20 protein-coding genes are annotated in these 22,516 nt (G+C 30.4%); 6 read left to right on the top strand and 14 right to left on the bottom strand.

The genetic code is table 11. From position 1 onward, the window contains the following. Window positions 1–6 precede the first annotated feature (6 nt). A complete protein-coding gene (locus B2U95_RS07205; RefSeq protein WP_296314253.1) occupies window positions 7–3,030 on the bottom strand; it encodes a tetratricopeptide repeat protein in 3,024 nt (1,007 codons plus the stop codon). A gap of 180 nt (window positions 3,031–3,210) precedes the next feature. Between B2U95_RS07205 and B2U95_RS07200 the strand changes: the two genes are divergently transcribed. The 5 genes from B2U95_RS07200 to B2U95_RS07180 are packed head-to-tail and all read left to right on the top strand — an operon-like array spanning window position 3,211 to window position 7,482. Next, on the top strand, window positions 3,211–4,191 hold the full coding sequence (locus B2U95_RS07200) for a class I SAM-dependent methyltransferase (RefSeq protein ID WP_296314250.1): 981 nt from the start codon (window positions 3,211–3,213) through the stop codon (window positions 4,189–4,191). 17 nt (window positions 4,192–4,208) lie between these two features. After that, a complete protein-coding gene (locus B2U95_RS07195) occupies window positions 4,209–4,892 on the top strand; it encodes a cell division ATP-binding protein FtsE (RefSeq protein WP_296314246.1) in 684 nt (227 codons plus the stop codon). A gap of 5 nt (window positions 4,893–4,897) precedes the next feature. Next, window positions 4,898–5,632: a class I SAM-dependent methyltransferase gene (locus B2U95_RS07190; RefSeq protein ID WP_296314243.1), complete on the top strand. Its 735-nt coding sequence runs from the start codon at window positions 4,898–4,900 to the stop codon at window positions 5,630–5,632. Window positions 5,633–5,650: 18 nt separating this feature from the next. Continuing rightward, the gene (locus tag B2U95_RS07185) at window positions 5,651–6,544 is read left to right on the top strand and encodes a glycosyltransferase family 2 protein (RefSeq protein ID WP_296314240.1); all 894 of its coding nucleotides are present in this window, start codon (window positions 5,651–5,653) and stop codon (window positions 6,542–6,544) included. Next, window positions 6,541–7,482 (top strand): glycosyltransferase family 2 protein, encoded by a 942-nt coding sequence (locus tag B2U95_RS07180; RefSeq protein WP_296314235.1) that lies wholly within the window; start codon window positions 6,541–6,543, stop codon window positions 7,480–7,482. The genes B2U95_RS07185 and B2U95_RS07180 overlap by 4 nt, the downstream gene beginning before the upstream one ends. Here B2U95_RS07180 and B2U95_RS07175 read toward each other — a convergent pair. Together B2U95_RS07175 and B2U95_RS07170 are read right to left on the bottom strand one after the other, a co-directional pair. Continuing rightward, window positions 7,468–7,872 (bottom strand): sugar 3,4-ketoisomerase, encoded by a 405-nt coding sequence (locus B2U95_RS07175; RefSeq protein ID WP_296314231.1) that lies wholly within the window; start codon window positions 7,870–7,872, stop codon window positions 7,468–7,470. The genes B2U95_RS07180 and B2U95_RS07175 overlap by 15 nt on opposite strands. Before the next feature lie 13 nt (window positions 7,873–7,885). After that, a complete protein-coding gene (locus B2U95_RS07170; RefSeq protein ID WP_296314228.1) occupies window positions 7,886–8,977 on the bottom strand; it encodes a glycosyltransferase in 1,092 nt (363 codons plus the stop codon). A 124-nt stretch (window positions 8,978–9,101) separates the two neighbouring features. Here B2U95_RS07170 and B2U95_RS07165 point away from each other — a divergent pair, with 124 nt between their 5' ends. Continuing rightward, complete coding sequence (locus B2U95_RS07165; protein WP_296314225.1) at window positions 9,102–10,244, top strand: glycosyltransferase family protein; 1,143 nt, start codon at window positions 9,102–9,104, stop codon at window positions 10,242–10,244. A gap of 1 nt (window position 10,245) precedes the next feature. Here the strand turns inward: B2U95_RS07165 and B2U95_RS07160 are convergent, their stop codons facing one another. The 11 genes from B2U95_RS07160 to B2U95_RS07110 form a co-directional block, all read right to left on the bottom strand. Then, window positions 10,246–11,535: an O-antigen translocase gene (locus B2U95_RS07160; protein WP_296314222.1), complete on the bottom strand. Its 1,290-nt coding sequence runs from the start codon at window positions 11,533–11,535 to the stop codon at window positions 10,246–10,248. 13 nt (window positions 11,536–11,548) lie between these two features. Continuing rightward, entirely contained in the window at window positions 11,549–12,856 is a 1,308-nt protein-coding gene (locus B2U95_RS07155) for an O-antigen translocase (RefSeq protein WP_296314220.1), read from the bottom strand. Beyond that, window positions 12,857–13,954 carry a DegT/DnrJ/EryC1/StrS family aminotransferase gene (locus tag B2U95_RS07150; RefSeq protein ID WP_296314217.1) on the bottom strand — a complete coding sequence of 366 codons (1,098 nt, stop codon included), beginning with the start codon at window positions 13,952–13,954 and terminating at the stop codon, window positions 12,857–12,859. Further along, window positions 13,951–14,823 carry a GNAT family N-acetyltransferase gene (locus tag B2U95_RS07145; protein WP_296314215.1) on the bottom strand — a complete coding sequence of 291 codons (873 nt, stop codon included), beginning with the start codon at window positions 14,821–14,823 and terminating at the stop codon, window positions 13,951–13,953. Before B2U95_RS07145 ends, B2U95_RS07150 begins: the two co-directional genes overlap by 4 nt. A gap of 157 nt (window positions 14,824–14,980) precedes the next feature. Then, window positions 14,981–15,898, bottom strand: a complete 918-nt coding sequence (locus tag B2U95_RS07140) for a hypothetical protein (RefSeq protein WP_296314213.1) — start codon at window positions 15,896–15,898, stop codon at window positions 14,981–14,983. A gap of 2 nt (window positions 15,899–15,900) precedes the next feature. Next, window positions 15,901–17,346, bottom strand: coding sequence for an MBOAT family O-acyltransferase (locus B2U95_RS07135; protein ID WP_296314210.1), 1,446 nt, complete (start codon window positions 17,344–17,346; stop codon window positions 15,901–15,903). An 89-nt stretch (window positions 17,347–17,435) separates the two neighbouring features. Then, window positions 17,436–18,608 carry a sulfatase-like hydrolase/transferase gene (locus B2U95_RS07130; protein WP_296314206.1) on the bottom strand — a complete coding sequence of 391 codons (1,173 nt, stop codon included), beginning with the start codon at window positions 18,606–18,608 and terminating at the stop codon, window positions 17,436–17,438. 313 nt (window positions 18,609–18,921) lie between these two features. Beyond that, window positions 18,922–20,304 carry a class I SAM-dependent methyltransferase gene (locus tag B2U95_RS07125; protein ID WP_296314204.1) on the bottom strand — a complete coding sequence of 461 codons (1,383 nt, stop codon included), beginning with the start codon at window positions 20,302–20,304 and terminating at the stop codon, window positions 18,922–18,924. Between the two features lies 1 nt (window position 20,305). Next, complete coding sequence (locus B2U95_RS07120) at window positions 20,306–20,503, bottom strand: hypothetical protein (protein ID WP_296314201.1); 198 nt, start codon at window positions 20,501–20,503, stop codon at window positions 20,306–20,308. Between the two features lie 99 nt (window positions 20,504–20,602). Next, window positions 20,603–22,093, bottom strand: coding sequence for a hypothetical protein (locus tag B2U95_RS07115; RefSeq protein ID WP_296314200.1), 1,491 nt, complete (start codon window positions 22,091–22,093; stop codon window positions 20,603–20,605). Window positions 22,094–22,163: 70 nt separating this feature from the next. Continuing rightward, window positions 22,164–22,403: a uroporphyrinogen decarboxylase gene (locus B2U95_RS07110; RefSeq protein ID WP_296314198.1), complete on the bottom strand. Its 240-nt coding sequence runs from the start codon at window positions 22,401–22,403 to the stop codon at window positions 22,164–22,166. Between the last annotated feature and the right edge of the window lie 113 nt (window positions 22,404–22,516).

The raw sequence follows: 22,516 nt of genomic DNA, 5'->3' as shown, positions 1-22,516 counted from the left end.
GAGATTCTAGTTATCGTCAGTTTCGATTGATGAATTTGTTTTAGCTTCTTCAGCTTTAATTTTATTTAATTCTGTTTTAGCTTCTGTTACAACATCATCAAAACCTGGGAAATTGGAAATAACACTTTCTAGAATATATGTGGCTTGAAACGCGTCACCCAAAGCATAAAAATTCTTTGCCATAACAACGAGTCCTTTTGCACTGTAGTATTTATAACTGCTATAATCTTTTGCTAATTTCTGAATCGTACTATTTGAAGCTTTGTATTTGCCATCTTTATTTTTAAAATAAGCATTGTAGAATAAGGCTTCTGCTGCCAAACTGCCAGTTGCTATTTTCTCAACAACAGCATAAGCGGATTTTGCTTTGGTTTCATTTCCTGTTTTAATCGCTGAACGTGCAATAATTAATTGTGCATCACTTTTCACCTTATTGTCTAAGTTTGAATTGGCTAAAACTTTCTCAGCATACCCTTCTGCTTTATTATAATCTTCCGTTTGATAAAAAGCATTCATTAAATTAGATTCTGCATACAATACATTTTGAGGATAATCAGCTTCAGCTTCTAGCTTTTCTAAAGCTGGTATGGCTTTAGACCAATTTGAATTGGTTAAATAAATCTCACACAACTTAACTGTTGCCTGTTCTGTATATTCACTTTTAGACCCATCTACAACATATTTATAATGCGGTTGCGCATTATCAAATAAGTCTTTTTTATAATACATCTGTGCCAAATAGAAATGCGATTTTAAAGCATGAATACCATTTGGGAATTGATTGAGATATTTATTAAACTGACGGATAGCTTTGTCTGTATCGTTATCTAAATAGGGTTTCTCTGCTGCTAAATACGTTGTGTTATCTAATTCTACATCTGTAACCTCAACATAATCTAATGTTCTTACCCAAGCCGCATAATCGTCTACACGACCTAAATCTATATAAATTAAACGTGCTGTAGAGACGGATTGTACAGCTTCACCAGAACCTGGAAAATCTTTAGCTACTTTTTTAAATTTAGTTAAAGCACGCTCATTATCATTACCATTGTAATACACCAAACCTTGGCGCAAGAGTGATTTAGATGTGAATGCACTGCGACTGTGTTCGGAATTTAATCGGTCGTACATCTGCATTGCTTTATCTGTATCATTAGACTTTACATACAAGTTTGCCAACTCATACATTGCATCGTCTCGCAAAGCCGATTTAGGATAACCTTCAATAAATGTATTTAGTTCTGATATTTTAGCTGAACCTTTCCCCAAATACCCTTGACTCATTGCTCTTTGAAATGCTGCATAGTCGGTTTCAATTTCATTGAGTTGAATTGCTTTATTATAAGCATTTATAGCACTTTGATAGTTGCTAGACACAAAAAAACCATCTGCTAATCTTAAATATGCGTCATTTCTACGCAATCTATCATCCGAATTCTTGTCTATAAATTTTTCAAAATAAGTTGAGGCACTTGCATAATCTTTCAACTTAAAATAAGTGTAAGCTAAATTATAATTTAGATTCTCATTCTCTGGTAAACTTGAAGCTTCTGACAACCCATTAAACTGCTTAAAGCCAATTAAAGCATCATTATAATTTGATAAATTATATTCAGTTTCTGCTTTCCAAAACGTTGCCTTAGCTACAAAAATAGGGTCTCTTGGTTCTTTAAGGGAACTGTTAAACAAATCTAAAGCATCGTTATACTTCGTTTCATTATACAATTCAACTCCTCTAAAAAAAGCAACTTTCTGATAGGCTACTTTATTTTCAAAACTGTTCTTTCCTTCTAAAAGCACTAAAGCTTCTTTATAATTTTTAGACGTAATATAAGAATCTATTAATAAGGTTTCTACCTCTTCTCTGTAACTTGTTTCAGGATATTTATCTAAATAACCAGCCAATACTTGTGGTACAGATTGGTACGGATTACCAATTTCATAACTAATCTTAGCATAATTTAGCCATGCATCTTCTTGAATTTTCAAATCGTAATCCATCTGAGACGCATTCCTAAACGCATTTAAAGCTTCTTGTTTTTTATCTAAATTGATATAGCTTTCTCCCAAATGATAATAGGCATTTTGTGCCACAGAATTATTACCATCTATAATTTTATTGAATTCAGAAATGGCAGCTTCAAAACCGTTTTGCTTGTAATGCGCATAACCCAATTGATAGTAATCAGTGTTATTCCACTTCCCTTTCTTTCCTTTGTAAGCTTTTAGATAAGGAATAGCTTCTGCATATTTCTGAAGGTTAAAATAACTCTCACCAATGATTTTAGAGAGTTCAGATTCTTCAACTCCTCTAGCCTTTGGCAACTGTTCTTCTGCGAGCTCTATAGCCTTTTCAAATTTTCCTAGTTTAAAATTTAAATCAGCCTGGTAATACGATAACTTCTCTTTATACTTTTCGTTATCGCTAACTTGTTCAAAATACTCATTAGCTTTATCGTAATCATCACCCTCATAAGCCATAAAACCAATATAGTATTTGGCTTGCGAACCGTATTCCTTAGAACTTAGAACACGGTTTAAGTATTTAGTAGCTTGCTTTTCACTTTTTGTAGAATACAAACTGTACCCATAATTAAAATTATAGCGATCGCGTTCAGAACGTGCTATACTCAGCTCATCAACTTTCTGATACCATTTGCGCGCGTAACTATATTTACCATTTTCAAAATAATAGTCGGCAACATCTAAATAGGCTGTATTTCGTTTGGTGCTTGTAGGATAATCTTCTACAAAATCAGCGATTAAATCATCTGCATTATTCTGATTTAAACGTACTGCACAATTAGCGATATAATAGGCGCAATCTGACTTAATTGTAACATCTTCCGTGTTATATTTAATATCGTCAAATAACGACTGCGCTGCTTTATACTGCTTGTTATTGTATAAGGTTAATGCTTTCTGATAGTCTTGTAAATCACTGGTGTAAACTGCTGATTTCTGAGCAATACCAAGTAATGAAAACATAAGAAAAACGATGATGAATTGTTTCTTTAGTACTAGCATTAGTTTCGTTTTATTATTGATGATTCAAATATAATTCAATACAAAACCTATAACGATAGAAATTCTCTATAATTATAAACACAGGTACTAAATGTTAAAATTGATTGTATAAATAATATCTAATTTTAAAGTATAACCTCTATTTAAATAATATTTTTACGCTATCGAAAGAACATATATATGAAGCGTATTATAACGTTAGATGACTTTATAGAAACCTATACCAAGTTACAGCAACGTGGTTTAAATTTTATTACTTCTAAATTTAACCTTAATGACATAGCGCGTGCAAAAACGGCTTTCAATCATTCTAATATATCTGCTGCTAATTGGTGGATAATACCAAAAGTTACTGAACGCTGGCACAAACTAATTACAAGAACAAGCATCACTAACATTGAAGACTTTACAGTTAAGCGTTTTTTAAATGACCAACAACATATTAGAATGTTATCTCTTGGAAGTGGAGACTGTTCATCTGAATTGGCTTTTGCTAAACATCCAAATTTTAAAGATATACTTTGCACAGATATTGCAGATAAGCGTCTAAATAAAGCGAAGCAAATTGCTAAAGAAAAAGGTTTAAATAACATACGCTTTGAAATACAAGATGCCAATGACTTAGCATCTTTAAAAGAAACCTATGATATTGTCTACTTTAAAGCGTCGTTGCATCATTTTAAGTCTATAGAATCTCTTTTAGGAACCCATATTAAACAACTATTAAAACCAGATGGGCTTTTAATTATTAATGAATATGTTGGTCCAACAAGACTACAATTTCCTAAACACCAATTAAAAGCAATTAACAAAGCGCTTAAAGGCATACCAAAACCCTATCGCAAACGTTATAAACTTAACTTATACAAAAACAAAGTCTATGGACCAGGTTTAGCTCGAATGATTTTAGCAGATCCTTCTGAATGTATCGACTCAGCTAGTATAATGCCAACATTACATAAGCATTACTCTACGGTTTATGAGGTTGGTTATGGAGGCAACATCTTAACTTTAGCATTAAAAGATATTGCGCATCATTTTATTGAATTAAATGATGAAAAGGCAGAGATTCTAAACCGTTTATTTGAATATGAAGATAATTATTTGAAAAAACACCCAAGTGACCATATCTTTGGTATATACAAACCTAATAACGCTTAAAATTACTACGCTAAAATATGTCTGACTCAATTTTAAAACTTAAAGATGCTAACATTTACCAAGGTGATAGTATGGTACTTTCTAATGTTAATGTAGAAATACAAAAGGGTGAGTTTGTATATCTCATTGGTAAAACAGGAAGTGGAAAGAGTAGTTTTATGAAGACTCTCTACGGAGATCTAGAATTGACTGAAGGCGAAGGTTCTATTGTAGATTACGACTTAAGAACACTCAAAGAAAAAGACATTCCATTTTTAAGACGAAAATTGGGTATTGTTTTTCAAGATTTTAAGTTATTACCAGATCGTACGATTAATGGAAATTTAGAATTTGTACTAAAAGCAACTGGCTGGAAAGAAAAAAGCGAGATTAAAGAACGGATCGAAAAAGTACTTGATAAAGTTGCCATGAAAACTAAAGGCTTTAAATATCCACATGAACTTTCTGGAGGAGAACAACAGCGCATCGCCATAGCTAGAGCCTTACTTAATGACCCAGAACTTATTCTTGCAGATGAGCCTACAGGAAATCTAGATCCGCAAACAAGTATTGAGGTTATGGAAGTCTTACAAGACATTAATAAAAATGGTAACACTATTTTAATGGCTACACACGATTATGCTTTGCTTTTAAAATATCCAAGCAAAACGCTTAAATGTGATGAGAATAAGGTATTTGAAGTTGTACAACGAAAAAACTAATTAACGTGTACACAACTTTAAAAAAATTAGCCAAAGGCATTATTCCTGAAAAATTTCTACAAAAAAACGAACATTTTCTCAGAAGAATAATAGCCTCAAAATATACTGGTAATAAGGCACAATGTAATATTTGTGATTATAAACTAAAGCATTTTGTGACTCGTGCTAATGGCGACTTATTATGTCCTAATTGCGGAAGTTTATCTAGAACGAGACGTTTATATCAAACACTTACTGAGTTACCATTAAACGGAAAAGTACTTCACTTTTCTCCACCAAAACGCTTTTCTTCAAAACTAAAAGACATAAAATCTATAGACTATTGCACATCAGATTTTGCTGGAGAATTTGAAGCTGATTATCATTATGATATAACAGCTATTTCTGCAGTAGATAATACATTTAACACTATTATATGTTATCATGTTTTAGAGCATATTGAAAATGATATAAAAGCGATGAAAGAGTTGTATCGTATTTTAACACCAGGTGGCTCCACTTTTATACAAACTCCGTTTAAGCAAGGTGATATTTACGAAGACTACAGTATTATTTCTGAGGAAGATCGGAAGGTTGCTTTTGGGCAAGAAGACCATGTACGTATATATTCTGCTGATGTCCTAAACAAACGTTTACAATCTGTAGGCTTTAAAACGGAATTAGTTGAATTTAAAAATGAGGCTAATTCTTATAATGGATTTAAACCTGAAACATTTATAAAAGCAACAAAACAAGAATAAATACTTAGAAATTTCAAAGTGATATCTATCTTAATCCCAACATATAACTATAATATTACAGCACTTCTTAAAGCTCTGAAAGTTGAGTTAGATGTGTCGAAATTAATATATGAAATCCTATGTTATGAAGATGGTTCTTCAAAATATGTAGAAGAAAACAGCGCTATAGCTTCCTCAATTAAACATGCAGAACATATTATATCCAAAGAAAATAAAGGGAGAATAACCACACGTCAATCTCTTGCTAATATGGCAAGATACGATTGGTTACTATTCCTTGACGCTGATGTTATTCCGAAAAACTCATCCTTTTTACAAGCGTATTCAAAATACTTAAATAGTAATTATGATACTATTTATGGTGGTTATTTTTATAATTTATCTCCACCGGAAAAGCAGTTTTCTTTGCGATGGCATTATGGTAAAAACCACGAACAAGTAGAGGCTAAAAAACGTAATAAAAACCCCTATAAAATTATTATATCTGGTAATTTCTTAATAAAAAAACAGATTTTTTTAGAGATAAATTCTCAGATAGAAAATGATGGTTATGGTTATGATAATTATTTAGGTGCCTTAATGAAATTAAATAACATCAACGTATTTCATATTAACAATAATGTTATTCATAATGGCCTAGACACCAATACTGTGTTTTTAAATAAAGTAGAAAGAGCAGTTGACACCGTTGTTCAACTAAATGAAAATTATAGGGATTTAACTACTGAAAACACTCTCTTAGAGGTTTATAAAAAAACAAAATCAATGGGGCTTTCTATACCTATCGCATGGGTTTTTAACCTGTCTAAATCAGCAATTAAAAGACAACTCTTAGGTGCTAAGCCCAATTTAAAATTACTCCAATTTTATAAATTAGGCTACCTTTGCACCACAATGTCTAACAACATATGATTCCTTTTTTTTCTGTCGTAATTTCAGTTTACAACAAAGCCCATTTTGTTGCACAAACTTTGGATAGTATTTTATCTCAAGATTTTACTGACTTTGAAGTGCTAATCGTAGATGACGGTAGTACTGATAATAGTCTCGAAATTCTTCGTAGTTTCAAAGACGAACGTATTACCATATTACCAACTAAAAATCAAGGTGTTTCTGCAGCTCGTAATTTCGGAATGCTAAAAGCAAGAGCTAACTATGTTGCATTATCAGATGGAGATGATATATGGCTACCAAATCACTTAAGTGAACTAGAATCGCTTATAGAATCGTTTCCTGATTGTGGGATTTATGCAACATCGTATGTAAAGAAATTCTTTAATAGCTATACGACTTCACCAAAATTTAAGAATGTAGAACCTCCCTTTTTTGGGATTGTAGCGGACTATTTTAACACAAGTATTATTGATAATATTTTATGGACATCTGCCGTTGTAATTCCAAAATCTATTATTAACCAAGGTTATATGTTTGATAAAGAATTGGGTTGTGGAGAAGATATAGACCTTTGGGTTTCTATTGGTAAAAATTTTGATATTGCATTTTCAGCTAAAGTCACAGCCCATAAAATGATTCATGCTAAGGATAACCATTTGTCTTTGACTAAAAATATTCCTGATTTAATTAAAATGATGGATAAACACAAAGGAGATGAAAGCATCAATAATTCCTTAAAACACTACTTAGACCAGAATAGATATGCAGCTGCATTAGAAGCTAAAATATTGGGTGATTATACCAACTACAAGTTACTTAAAAAAGATATAGATTTTGAAAACTTAAATTCAAAATTAAAATTTCTTTTAATGCTACCAAAGTCAGTTTTAATTGGACTTAAAAAGTTGAAATTTATTTTACTAAAAAAACGATTATACAACTCACCTTACAGATAAAATAAAATCTTTGTAATCTCTTATGTATTCGTTTTCATCATAGGTTGTAGATGCTAAAACTAGACAAACAGCACCAGATGAGAAATTGTCTATTTCTCGCCAAATATTGGTTGGAATATATAGGGCTTGATTTGGCTTGTTCAGCATAATTCGCTTTTTCGACTTACCATCATCTACAATAACGTCAAAACTACCACTTAAAGCAATAACTACGGATTGCTGATCTTTATGTGCATGACCACCCCTGAAACTATCACTTGGCACATCGTATAAATAGTAAACACGTTTTATATTAAAAGGGATAATGTCTTTTTCTATCACTGCCAAAACACCTCGCTCATCGTGTACTTTAGGGATTTCAGTTATACTTACATCGTTAATCGTATTCATAAAAATCGTATTATCATTTTAATAAAGATTGCCATTGTTCAGCAATTCTATGTTTAGAAAATTGTTCTACACTAGCTTTAGCATTCTGCTTACACTTTAGATATAATTCTTTATCATTATAAATTGTATTCATGGCTTCTGCAAAAATTATAGGCTTATGGTTTTCTACTAATAATCCATTATGTTCATTTACAATAACTTCGCTAGGACCAGACTTGCAATTTACAGAAACAACAGGAATACTTAGTGATAATGCCTCTGGTATTACCATTGGAAAACCTTCAAATCTACTCGTTAAAACCATAAACAAACTATGCTTTACGTATGGATATGGGTTTTTCTGAAATCCCTCAAATACAATTACATCTAAAAGCTCTAATTCTTTTGCATATAATTTTAACTGCGCCTCGTCTGGTCCATTTCCTAAGATTAATAACTTAACATCATGTTTTGGAAGATCTGACAGTTTATAAGCTTCAAAAAGAAGTTTCAAATTTTTGTGATCATCATCTAATCTTCCATAAAAGATAACATAATTTTCAGTTTCAAAATCTATAGGTTCATTTGCTTTAACTGCAATAGCATCAAAATCGAATGCATTATAAATAGTTCTGGTATTATTAAGTTGATATAAGTCCTTAAACTTGGCTTCAGCTTCTTTAGAAACAGCAATCATCGGTTTATTTTTATACAGCGTTTTATTCAACCAACTAAAGGCTGTAAATGCTTTCTCTCTATTATAATTATGAATCACATAAATGACTGGTACTTTATAAACCAGTTGACTTATAATAATTTCTTTATAAGCTTGTATGCGTGTTCTTCCGTCAATAACAAGGTCTATATTGTTTGTTTTTAAGAATTTTTTAAAGATTAATAGTCTATTAAATCTACCAAATATGGTGTCATTTTTTTTCTTTATTTCACCAAGGTTAAACAAGCTGCCTTTATAATCGTAATCTATATGATCTAAAACTGTGACTATAAAAATCTCGTAACCTAAATCACTTAAGATGATAGACAATAATGCCGAAGATTTCTCTGCACCACCTTTACCTAAGGAAGACGCAACAATACAAATCTTTTTTTTATTGGCTTTTGTCATTAACTAGTATCTTTGAAGCAAATGTAACGATATAAATGAAACATCTATATTTGAAATATTATCACTTATTGGAAGTATTATTAAGATGTTCTATGTCTCAGAATAAAACAATAAAAATTAACTAATGAAAATTTTATTGGTTGGCGAATATAGTAGGTTGCATAATTCTTTGAAAGAAGGATTAGAACAATTAAGCCATGAGGTGAAAATTGTTGCTAATGCGGATGGCTTTAAAAATTATGACGTTGACTATCTTATAACAAAGAAATATCGTAGTGGCTTTTTAAAGCATTTTAAAAATTTACTTTACAAAGTAAGCGGAGTTGATTTAGAGTCACTCCATTCCAAAAAGCAGATTATTAATTTTAAATCAAAAATCAGCAATTTTGACATCGTTCAGTTTATAAACGAAGCACCTTTTGGTTGTACCGCAACTATTGAAAAAGATATTTTTGAAATGATTTCTAATTGGAATAAAGATACATTCTTACTGTCCTGTGGCACAGATCATATTAGCATAAAACATGCTTTTGAAGGTGAATTTAGATATTCCATATTAACACCTTATCTAGAAGGAAAAGACAAAACTTTTCTGAGTGCTTATGGTTTAAAATACTTGCAAAAAGATTTTGAAGCACTTCATCATTATGTTTTTAAGACAATTAAAGGAGTCATTGCATCTGATATAGATTATCAGATGCCTTTACTAGATCACCCTAAATATTTAGGTTTAATTCCTAACCCTATAAACACTACTAAATTAGAATTTGAGGAGTTAAAAGTTAACGGTAAAATCATAATCTTTCATGGTATTAATTCAACCAATTATTACAAGAAAGGAAATGATATTTTTGAACAAGCTCTAGATATCATTAGATTGAAATTTGAAGATAAAGTTGAAATATTAACCATAAGAAGCTTGCCTTATAAAGACTATATTACCTCGTATAATAGAGCTCATATTTTGCTGGACCAGGTTTATGCATATGACCAAGGCTATAATGCCTTAGAAGCTATGGCAAAAGGGAAGGTTGTATTTACTGGCGCAGAAAAAGAGTGGTTAGACTATTATAATGTAAAGGAAGATACGGTTGCGATAAATGCGTTACCAGATGCTAGTACAATCGCCAAAAAATTAGAGTGGCTTATTTTGAACCCAGATAAAGTGACTGAGATTTCTCGCAATGCCAAAGACTTTATAGACACGCATCACAACTATATTAAAAGTGCTAAAAAGTATCTTGAAACTTGGAAAGTAAACGCTTAGACTAAGCTTTACTATCATCTGTATTACTGTAATATGCTCTAACCACAAAAACAACAATAATGAAGTAAATAATGTAGCGCACAAAATGAGCTATTACAACACCTTCTGTCCCATAATATTGAATAAATACCTGAGAAAGCACAAAAAATAAAACCAAAGAAATAATCTCAGTTATTACAAAACTCTTTACTAAACGTTTTGCCAAAAATTGATGTGCTAAAACCAAAGCTAATAGTCTTATAAAATCTCCTAATAGTTGCCATTTAAACAGAGGCTCCATACCTGTGAATTCAGGATATACAAATTGAATAATATAATTTCTAACTAAATAAACAACTAACATTCCCAATGCAAATATTGGTAAAATTGTTTTATAGATATTTAATACTTCAGTTTTAAAATCCTTTTTATTGTGGATACTTGCAAATTTTGGTATCACATATAAAGAAAATAGTCCTGAGGCAAATACCATATAATTTTTTGAAATAAACATAACGGCTGTCCAGTTTCCTGCTTCTCCTAAACTAATTTCATTAGAGATGAGATTTCTTAGTTCAATTTCAATATAATTAAGTAAGAAAGTAGAGACAAAAGACATTATCGTAAATGCCAACAACTGATTTTTATAAATTAAAGAGAATTTTAGTTTTGAAGGTTGTACATATAGAACAAGTCTTTTACCAAAAACAACTAATAAAATAATAAGTTGTATTAATGGTGCAATAGCAAGGGCGACCAATACACCATCTAAATTAAAATTGAATAATCCATAAAGTAAAATTGCAGTACTTAATAGGTAAGATACCAACTCAACTTTTGCATAACTTTTATAATCCGACAAACCATTAATGACTCCGCTAAAAACTCGGTTTACAGCAATAAAAGGAATAATGAGCGCTAATATTTTTAAAACATAATCATAAGATTCATCCTTAAATAAACTAACAGATAGTGGTTCTGCAAAAAAGTATAATATAGCACCAGAAATGAAGCTTCCTATTAAAATGAATACTGATATAGTAGAAAATATTTTCTGAAGTTCACTTTTGTTATCTCTAAACTCAGAAACATATTTGACCGCTCCATTAAAAACGCCTAAAGTAGACGTACTGGTTAACATAGCGGTAAGGTTTCGTATCTGCCCTACTAAAGCATAGCCAGCATCACCGACCATCGCAGCTAATAGTTTTTGTACAAAAAACGAAACGACAAGTCTTACACTAATCACAGCTGCATTAAGCGATGTAATCTTTAGTACAATATTGCCACTTAGAAATTTTGGAAGCTTCACGTATTAGGGTTTATTAGTCGTCTGTGGTTTCTTCACCTAGCACACCAAATAAAGAACTTCCAAAGATTAACAATATTATACTGAAATACATTAAATAGCTGATACAATGTCCCATAACGGCTCCTTTTAGCCCAAAAATATCAATTAAATAAATGCTCGATAAATACATAATTACAAACAAGAATATCTCTAGTATAATAAAATGACTAAACATTTTCTTGGCTAAAAACTGATACGCAATCACCATAGACAATACCCTAATGAAGTCTCCAAGAATTTGATATCCAAATAAATCTTCTACAGGTGTAAACTCTTCGGTAAATAAAAACGGTACTAACAATGATCTTGTTAAATAAATAATTAACAATAAAGTTGCAAACAGAGGCATTATCGTTTTATAAAAACCAAAGACTTCTTTTCTAAATGCTTTTTTGGTGTTAATTTGAGTAAAACGAGGTAAAATATAAAGTGCTAATAACGAATTAATAAACATTAAATAATAGTTTGAAACACGGTTTATAGCTTCCCAATAACCAGCTTCTTTAATTCCTATTTCATCAATGATATAATTTCTAATTATTATCGTTACAATTGGTAAGGCAATAGAAGATACTAACGCCATAATCATGTAAGGACTTAATTTATTTAAAATAGAAAAGCTAACATTAGATATTTTTATAAATGAGACTAAGTTCTTTCTATACAAAATACCAACTATAGTAATTAATAAGGTTAAAGCTGGTGTTATTACTATAGCTATTAATGCTCCATCAATATTTTCTTGTTTTATGAGTACTAATGTCACCAGCAACCCTAAAACCTGGCCTATAATATTTATAATCAGTAGAATTTTATGCTTAGAAAAGCCATTCATTATAGAAAAAATAAACATGTTTAACGCATAAAACGGTAACACGATAGCCAAAACTTTTATAATGTAGGTGTAGTTGTAATTAGATGAAAAAATTAAATCATTAATAAACTCTGCATTGTAATAGCAGAGAAATGCCAAAATCAGAGATGAAAAAAAACCTGAATAAAAGACTGTAGATAAAGTTTTTGAAAGCTCTAAAGCATCATTTTTACATTGGCTAATAAACTTTACAACACCTTTATACAAACCTGCTATAGCTAAAGATTGTATAGCACTCATAAAGTTTCGTAAATTCCCAATTAGTGCCATACCATAAGGCCCAATATAAACCGCAATAAACTTAGAAATAAGTATACCTGTAATAATTTTAATCGTAATATTAGCAGTATTAAGACGTGCTGCCTTTACTAAAACTTCGGTATTTATATAATGAATTAAACGTTTCAATTAATACTTATTTAAAACTTGTATAACATTCTGAACATCTTCATTAGACATTACTGGACTGATTGGCAAACTTATAATTCTTTTATGAATCTTCTCTGTAATTGGAAGATTTAAGTGAGAAAATGATACTAAGGCTCTTTGCTTGTGTGGTGGGATTGGATAATGTATTAACCACTCTACTGCATTATTATCTAAATATTTACTAAAATCAGCGCGATCATCTACTTCTACAACAAAGGCATAAAAAACATGATTCTTAGAACCATTATAATTTGGCAATTGTATTTTATGATTTATTATACTGTCTAAATACGTTTTTGCAATATGTCTGCGCCTTTGGTTATCTGAATCTAAAGTGGATAGTTTTATATTTAAAAAAGACGCTTGGATTTCATCTAATCGGCTATTAAAACCAACAATCTGGTTATTGTATTTTTCTTTACTTCCATAGTTTCTTAAAAGCCTAATAGCATCATTTAAAGTACTATCATTTGTTGTAACCGCTCCACCATCACCAAGCGCACCTAAGTTTTTACTTGGATAGAAACTAAATGCTGCGGCATTAGATAAATTACCAGTTCTACCAGTAACTGATTCTGCACCATGTGCTTGTGCTGCATCTTCAATAAGTAATAGATTATTTTGCCTAGCAAACTCAGAAATATTTTCCACATCTGCTATTTGCCCATACAAATGCACCATTATAACCACCTTAATCTTTGAGGTGTAATGTTGTTTTATATTCTCTAATGACAAATTATAAGTCTGTGAATTAGGCTCAATAAAAACAGGCTCCAAACCTGCATGAATAACTGAAAGCACTGTAGCAATAAACGTATTTGCTGGCACAATAACTTTATCACCTTTTTCTAATTTCCCTAAATGAATGTATCCCTTTAAAATAAGGGTTAATGCATCTAATCCGTTGGCTGTACCAATACAGTATTGCGTACCACAATAATTAGCAAAAGCATTCTCAAACTTGGTAACGTTTTTACCTAATATATAATGAGACTCCTTTAAAGATTGCTTAAAAGCTGCTTCAAATTCGGTATGAAAGCGTTGATTGATTTTATGTAGATCTAAAAATTTAATCATACCAATATATCTTCCATTAATTTATAATTTAGTGTTGGCACTTCGTAAAACCCTTGGGTTATAGAGCGTGCACCAAACCCTTCTTTCCAAAATTGTAACCCTTCGTTAATATGCTCTCCTTCTTTAATATTAGACGTTCCAAAATCAAAATACGATTTATTTTTAAATACGTTTTCAATAAGAAAATGATGTAAAAAATCTAAACTTCCTAATTCATTTTTATCAGCGTTACCAGATATATACTGACAATGCGCAACGTTATCAGTTTCAAATATTGTAGTACCACCAACAATTTCATTATTATAAAACACATTAAATTGTCTGATATGTTGCGGGAATATTGACTTTAAAAGTGTAATCTCTTCAAGACTGTGAACAGGCTTAACATTGTGTTTACCTAGCAGATTCGGAATAAGAATGGTATTCCAAAATACATCAAATTCATTAGATTCTTTAACTTTTAAATTGTGCTTCGCACCTCTTTTAAAGCCTTCTTTTCGGCTACTAGAGTATTTTTTGTGCTTTAAATCTAAAACCGAATGCATATCCACTCTTTTCAAATCCGCATTACATTTAAACAATAGATAGTTTAACGGATTATTGACCTGATTATAAAGATAAATATGTGGTAATTCTTTAATAGTTAAGCTAGCGATACTTTGCTTATTTAAGTACTTTAAAATACTACTGAATGCACTAATAGCATCAATTGTTTTTAGATCTTTTGCACACACCAATCCACCATAAGTTAAACCTTGGTGTGTGTATGCCAACTCACCATTTCTATTTATAGGCATTACTGCTACAAGCTTTTCTTTCTTATAAACCATCAATGAAAAATCGCGAAATCTATCGCTGTGATAGTCCATAAAGTCACGTTGAAAAAGAAAAGTGTCTTGATTACTTTTCTTTACAAAATCATCCCAAAGGGACTTATGATTGTTCTGATATGGCTGAATCTTAAAAATAATTATAACTTTTAATTGGTTCTATAGTGTGAAGGTACAAATTTTGATTTTTTTTAAATCAATTCAAAGGTTTAGAAATTAAATCATCAACTAAAATACTTAATTTCTTTGCTCCGTTAGCGTTAGGGTGATCTGCATCATAAAAGTCTGCATCATTAAAATTTGGATCTTCTAACAAATTTAAATAGATGCAATTATCGTATTTAGATTTCATTTTCTCACCTGAACTGATGACCAATTCTAGTTGGTACTGATCTAAATGAGCTACATAACTTTGGTGTGCTGGCAATGTAATTAAGAGTAAAGCAATGCCTTTTTCGTTACACAACTTAACTATATTTTCTAGATGATTAATATTTTCAATTACTAATGCATCATCATCTGCTGTATGTCTTTTCGCAGCTATTGGTCCTAAAACATCAATAGATTTATTGGCATGAGGCTCGTCAAAACTAGCCCAACCCGTGTTTTCTACTGTAATCATATTAGTATTATCTAAGTAATAGTCTTTAATTCTAGCAACGTTATTCTTCAATTTAACACTTAGTACTTCACTTTTATATTTCAATTTATTAGAAATATGTAAATCGTAATAAAGATTGTAATCCTTTAATCTCCATGATTCTAAACCTGTTTCAATTTGCTCGTGTAGAGTCGTATAAGACAAACGCAAAACGACCGTTTCTAATTGTGGTAATTCTTCAATATACTTTTTGAGCAAATAATAATCTAAATCTATAGTTTGTGACACATGACCCAAATTATAAGCCTTATCTGAAAAATAATCTGGGTTAAAGCCATACATACTGTGAGAACTGCCTAAGATTATCGTCTTAATAGATTCCTTATCTAATTGAATCTGTGTGTTTTTGAACCTATAATCATTAGGAATATGTCTTATTGTGGCTTCTAATACAGCAACAATAATTAGTAGTGGTACTAGGAAAGCAATTGTTTGTGTTATAAACTTTTTCATACCTAGAATTGAAAATAAATAAATTGTTGTTCTTCACCATTAAAGTAGAATATTAAAACTACAATAGCGTAATAAAATGCTACTCGATACAATCGCTTCGATTTAGAAAATAATTGTTCTAACGCATGTTCTTTGTCTCTACCAAACCATTCAACTATAAAAAATGATGCAATAAGAATAAGTAGTACTAAAGCCTCAGACATATTCGGAAATCTGGGCAGTGTAAACAAGGATGACGAAAATATAGTATTAAGATAGTCAATAGCTATTGTTAAAGAATCTGCCCTGAAAAATATTCTAGCAAACACTAAAAACAAGAAGGTATGAAACATACCAAAAAATTCTTTTGCATTAGGTAAATATCTATTATTAGCTATTAACGTGGTATACTTGGTATTTTTTCCTCGTATGATATAAGGCACAAAATGAAGTGCGTTTATAAAGCCATAGACTACAAATTTCCAGTGTGCACCATGCCAAAGCCCTATTACCAAAAATATGGCAAATGTATTTCTTAATTGTATCCATTTACTACCTCTACTGCCACCAATAGGAATATAAAAATAATCTTTAAACCATGTGGTTAACGAAATGTGCCAACGTCTCCAGAATTCTGCAATGTTTCTTGAGAAATAGGGGAAAGCAAAGTTTTTCTTCAAATTAAAACCAAACAATCTAGACACACCAATAGCGATATCTGAGTAACCGGAAAAGTCGCAATAAATCTGAATGGTAAATAAAAAGGCTCCAAAAACCAAAGTACTTCCAGAATAGGTTCCATAATTTTCGAAAATATCATTGACAAAAACTGCGCAGTTATCTGCAATTACCATTTTTTTGAATAATCCCCAAAGTATCTGTTTTAGTCCGTCTGTTGCTTTTGAATAATCAAAAATACGTCGCTTTTGTACCTGAGGTAAAAAACTAGAAGCACGTTCTATTGGGCCTGCCACCAACTGCGGAAAGAAACAAACGAATGAAGCAAATGCAATGAGATTGGTTGTGGGTTTTATTTTTTCTCTATAAATATCAATAGAGTAACTCATAGTTTGAAATGTGTAGAAACTTATCCCAACTGGTAAAATAATATTAAGATAATTAAGATCTAATACTCTTCCAAAGAGCATAAACGCTTCGTTAAAATTATCAATAAAGAAGTTGTAGTATTTAAAAAAACCAAGAATACCTAGATTGAGCGAAACACTTAAAGTGAGCAGTAATTTTTTCGAGGTCTTTCTTTCTTCTTTATCAATAGCCAGGCCGATACAATAATCTATTAATGTACTAGCAACTATTAATCCTAAAAAGCGCCAATCCCACCAAGCATAGAATACATAACTAGCAACTATTAATAAAACATTTTGAGATCTTAAGGTTTTAAATACGAACCAGTATAGTATAAATACAATAGGAAGAAAAACTGCAAAATCTATAGAATTGAATAGCATTGAATCGCTTTAATAAATAACCTGTGAAATATAAAACAACTAACGGTTATAATAAAACTTATAGCAGATAGATGTTTCTGTTGAATAAATTAATCTGTTATAAACGGTTTAAAAACCGCATTATTATCCTCGTCAATCACCTCATAAATACCTAATTGAGCACCTTCGTTAACCGTTAAGTAACTTGCATTACTTTGAGCATTTATTAGAAGCGATTTATCTTCACTTAAAACAGAAAAAATAGTTCTAAATAAATTAACACTAGACTTTATATCTTTATCAATTATATCTGTATGCTCTGGCCATTTAATAGCTAAGAGCGATGAAAACATTGAAAATGTGTTATCTCTACTTTTTGGTTTTTCGTGCGATTGACCAGAGTAATCATAACCCACAAAACCACCGTGATCTGCCACAATAATAATTAATGCATTAGTATCATTTTTATTAATTAGATTAACCGTTTCCGTTAACCAAATATTCGCTTCATCTAAACGCTCCATATATTTTGAACGCTCTAACTGCTTACCTCCTGAAGACGATTTTTGAGTAGTAATATGACCTGGAAGAATTCTTTCTATAAAGTAAAAATGAGGACCTTCTTTATTCTTTTTTAATGCAGATTGTAAGTCTTTAAGAACATCTTTTTTAAATTCAAAACCTCTTGAAACTACTGGTAAATTATTATAATCTATATTACTAAAATCAAATCCCATTTTAGGTCTGCTCGTAAGTAAATAAGAATTCTCTAAAATTAAAGATGTTGAGTACTTATTCTTTTTAAGAATTGACAGAACAGAATTATCTGATATAATAACATCTCTTGCAAATAAAAGTTCTGAACCAACCTCTGCTCTTCGATTGTAATAGTGATGCTTCATCATAAACATAGAACTATTAGAGCTTAATGTCGAATAATAGTTACTCCTATAATTAGGATAAAGTTTAAAGTTATTTTCTAATAAAAATGAATTAAAAATTTTGTTTTCCTTTCTATAATTATCTCCTCCTATTTCGGATAACCCAACATAACCATCTGGCTGAATAACATAAATGTTTGGTCTATTTTTAAGTTTCACAGCTTCTATAGCGTCTGGTTGCTTTTGCCAATCGTTATTATATGAGGTATATTTTAATAGTATAGGTATAAGAAAAATGAAGCCAACAATAGCTAATAAAAATTGAAATTTTATAATTTTTTTTAAATACTTAAAAAGCAAAAAGCCTAAAACAAATGCGATAAAAAAAGTTAATAGTAACATTTTCTTTTTCAAACCGTAACCGCTATAAACTAATAAACCAGTAAATACAGAAAAGTTTAAAAACAATAAAATCTGAGAATTATATATTTTTAAAATAGATACCTGCTTAGATAGCATTGAGAAAACAAAAAACACAATTACAGGCAAAACAATAAATAGCAGAGTTATGTAAAGTAACTGACCCCAAGATGCAATTAATGTATGATTAGATGTGTATAAGTAAATTAATGGGTATAAACCTGCTGATAAAGCTGCTGTAATAGCTAAACCATATTGACTATTTAAATATGATTTGTTCGATTCTTTCAGTCTTCTAATTTTTAGTTTCCAATAAGTACATAACTCGATCCGAATCTTCGATATGTATTTTTTCCTTTACAACAAATAGCTCGCTATATGCACTTTCGAAATTCTCAATAGTATAGAAACCAAAGTAATCTTCAAAATCGGCTTTAGACTTTAAAAGGCGTTGCACCCAAGAGTCATTTCGCTTTGGAAATTCTATGATTAGGTATTTAGAAAAAGATGCAAAAAATTTAGCTGATTCTTTAAATGGTACATTACCTGATAATGACATGTGATGTATCACTGCTAAAGCTAAAGTAACATCAGGAGAATAAGACGCCATACGTTCTAAAAAAGATGAGCGTTCCTTACTATTTAACCCTATAGCTGCAGATGGATTTAAAACGTCTAAAACAAAAGGAAGCATTCTATCCTCTTTATTTCGTTTAATTGTTTTGTAATTAAAATCAACAGCATTATTATCTATATCACAAACTAAAGATTCGGTATACGGATAATTAATTTGCCTAACAAATGTGCCATCATTTCCGCCTATATCAATTAAGTTAGAAGGTTTTATTTCGGATATCCAATTATTAATAACAGTTGCTTTTGTCTTAAAAGCTGAATCTGTATAATTGGTTTTATTATAATAATTTCCCCATTCTGAGGTCTCTTTTAACTCTAACTTTTTTATATAGTCATAAAGACTCATAATAATATTTAGTTGTCCTTTTTTAGATAAGGTAGCCGTCTTTGTTTTACCCTCATAATCTTCATTATGCTTGTCCTCTAATTTTGCCAAAAGGTGAATATTGGTATATAACAATGGACTTAATTTTGTTTTAGAAGGCAACATAGAGCTCACCATTTTTACTGGGATACCATCTATAAAGTTACTCAACAATTTTAGCTGTTGCGAGCCATGATAGCTTGCTAAGAGTAATGGGCCAAAAAAATGTGTTATAAATTGTTTATAAGCTCTCCAAGGTGAATTTTCTGTATAAAAATCAAAAGATAGCGTATCTATAAATACAGCTTTACCTTTATAAAACGTCACATTAAATGCTGAAGCGTCTTTTAATGAAAACCCATGTTCTAAAGAGTACTTCTGAATCTTTAACGTTAGCAAAGCAGCCTCTTTATACATATTAAAACTCCACTCGTAAGGATACGTTATAAATGAAATTTGTTCTGGCTCAATAATTATTTCATCATCTGTATTAGAAACTTCAGTATGACTGATTAATAATTTATTTTTAATGAGGCTATCAAAAAAACCAGAAGACATTAAAGCTTTGTATTGCTTAAAATATATAGGGTTTATAACCCTTTTAATGGTATTGTTATCTGTAAAAATATAACCTGAAGGATCTCTAAAAGAGGAAGAGTGAGCGTTTTTGGATTGCACTTTAGTTTTTGTTTTCTACATCAGAATCTTTAATCTCAATATCATCAAAAACATCATCTTTATCTTCTTTGGCTAGTCCTAGAAGTAACTTAATTTTATACATAACATTTTTAGAAAATAATATAAAGCCAGCAACAGCTGCTATTATTGCCTGTATTATCATGGCTCCTAAACCTGGATCGAAATAAAGAAAATGCATTATAATTTTTTTGTAAATATATAACTTTCTTAGACGCTACTGTAAAAAAGAGTGACTTTTACTTAAGAGACATCATCGAAAATAATAGATCTTATACATCTATTCTTTAGGCTCTAAGTCTTTAAATACAGTCTCATCATTCTCGTTAATAAATTCATAAACACCAGTTGGTGCGCCTTTTCTAATGATAAGATAACTCTTATCCTCCTGTTGGTTTTTTAAGTATGTTTTATCATCGCTTAGATACGAAAACAATACTCTAAATAGATTTACAGACGTCTTTAAATCCTTATCAAAATATTCGTGTTTTTCATTTGTCCATTTGATTGCTAAAACTGAAGAAAACATCGATTTCACAAGTAACGGATCGGTTTGTTTCGTTTGGTTTTGCTTCATAAAATCGAGACCTACATAACCTCCGTGGTCAGCGGCAATAATTACAAGTCCATTAGGATCTTCCTTTGTTATAAATTCTACAAGTTCCTTTAACCAAGTATTGGCAGCTTTAATTCTATTTAAATAAAGTGTTCTCTCGTCTTCTACAGTGGTTGAAGAATCATAATGTGTTACAATATGACTTGGAAGCATTGACTCTATAAAGAAAAAATTATGAGTTGTTTTATTAGTCGTTATAGCTGTTTTGGTGTCTTTTAATAAATCTTTTTGCAAACTAAATCCTCTAGAAATATAAGAAACTTCGTCTATTGATATATTACAGTAGTCAAAATCTATAGCTGGTCTATTGGCTAGTAAATAAGGCACTTGTAACATAAGAAATGTCTTATAACCATTATTTTTAAATACTCTTAAAGCCGGATTACTACTTACAATCTCATCTCTACTATTGTGAGAAGGATTAATTCCTAAAGTTTTATTACCGTAGTAATGGTGCTTCATATTAAACATTGAGCTATTAGAACTCAATGTTGATGAATAGTTACTTCTGTAATCACGATAAGCAGTAAAACCTTCATTAGCTAGAAATGTTTCAAATGCACTATTGTCGAAATTATAAATTGAATTACTTAAATCAGAAAAATTGGTATAGCCATCTGGTTGAATAACATAAACATTGGGTTTTTGCTTAAATTTAACTACGTCAATATCATCAGGTTGAATAGCCCATTCTTTAGAATAAACCAATTCTCTGTATAAATCTGGCATAAGCTTAGGTAATACTAGACAAGCCAAAATAAACTGAAACACAACTAATTTATTAATGTGAGTCGCTAGCAACTTTCCTAATACCAAACCTAAAAAAAGGGCAATTATAATTTTTATAGTATCAAAACCATAGAGTGTAATTACGATGAGTAAAAAAAAGCTAATACTATTACATATTGGGAGCACTAAGCCTTTAAACTTATGTAATGATTTAAAACTGATGCAAACAAATAAGATGATACAATAAAAAACTATAGGTAAAATTATATAGCAAAACACAAAAAAGAGGAATTGTGGTTTTGAATTTATAATCGCATAATTTTTATCATAGTAATATAAAAGTGGATATAAGCCTGATGCTAAAACAACTAATAGCGGATGAATACGGCTGCCCTTAAAAATAATTTTCTTTAAGTTTTCTAACATTAGAATGAAATAATAATTTTCAATAGCTTAAAATAATAAATTCAGTTATCATTTAATCAAAGCATAATTTTTATTTCTTCTTTTTAGTCAAATAATAAATATTAACTATAAAGATAGCTGCATTCGCTATAATTATTGGTAAACCTATGCGAAGTGTAGGCATTAAAAAACCATACGTAATAAACAAAACACATCCCGTCATATTAACAAGTCTTAATTTTTTTACATCCTTCATTGTAAATGATATCAGTACCATTAATGACGCTAAGTAACCAATATACTCTGTTGCTGTGATTCCAAATAATTCCATAATTTTTATTTTAGGCAAAAAAAAGAAACACTTTTCAGTATTTCTTTTTTTATAAATTATAAATAACGTTAATCGTTTAGATTCTGAAGCAAGTTCAGATTAACAAACAATTA

This window comes from Winogradskyella sp. UBA3174, from assembly GCF_002364335.1.
Taxonomy (GTDB): Bacteria; Bacteroidota; Bacteroidia; order Flavobacteriales; family Flavobacteriaceae; genus Winogradskyella.
The sequence above is the reverse complement of the archived record's forward strand: the minus strand, read 5'-3'. Positions and strand labels throughout refer to the sequence as shown.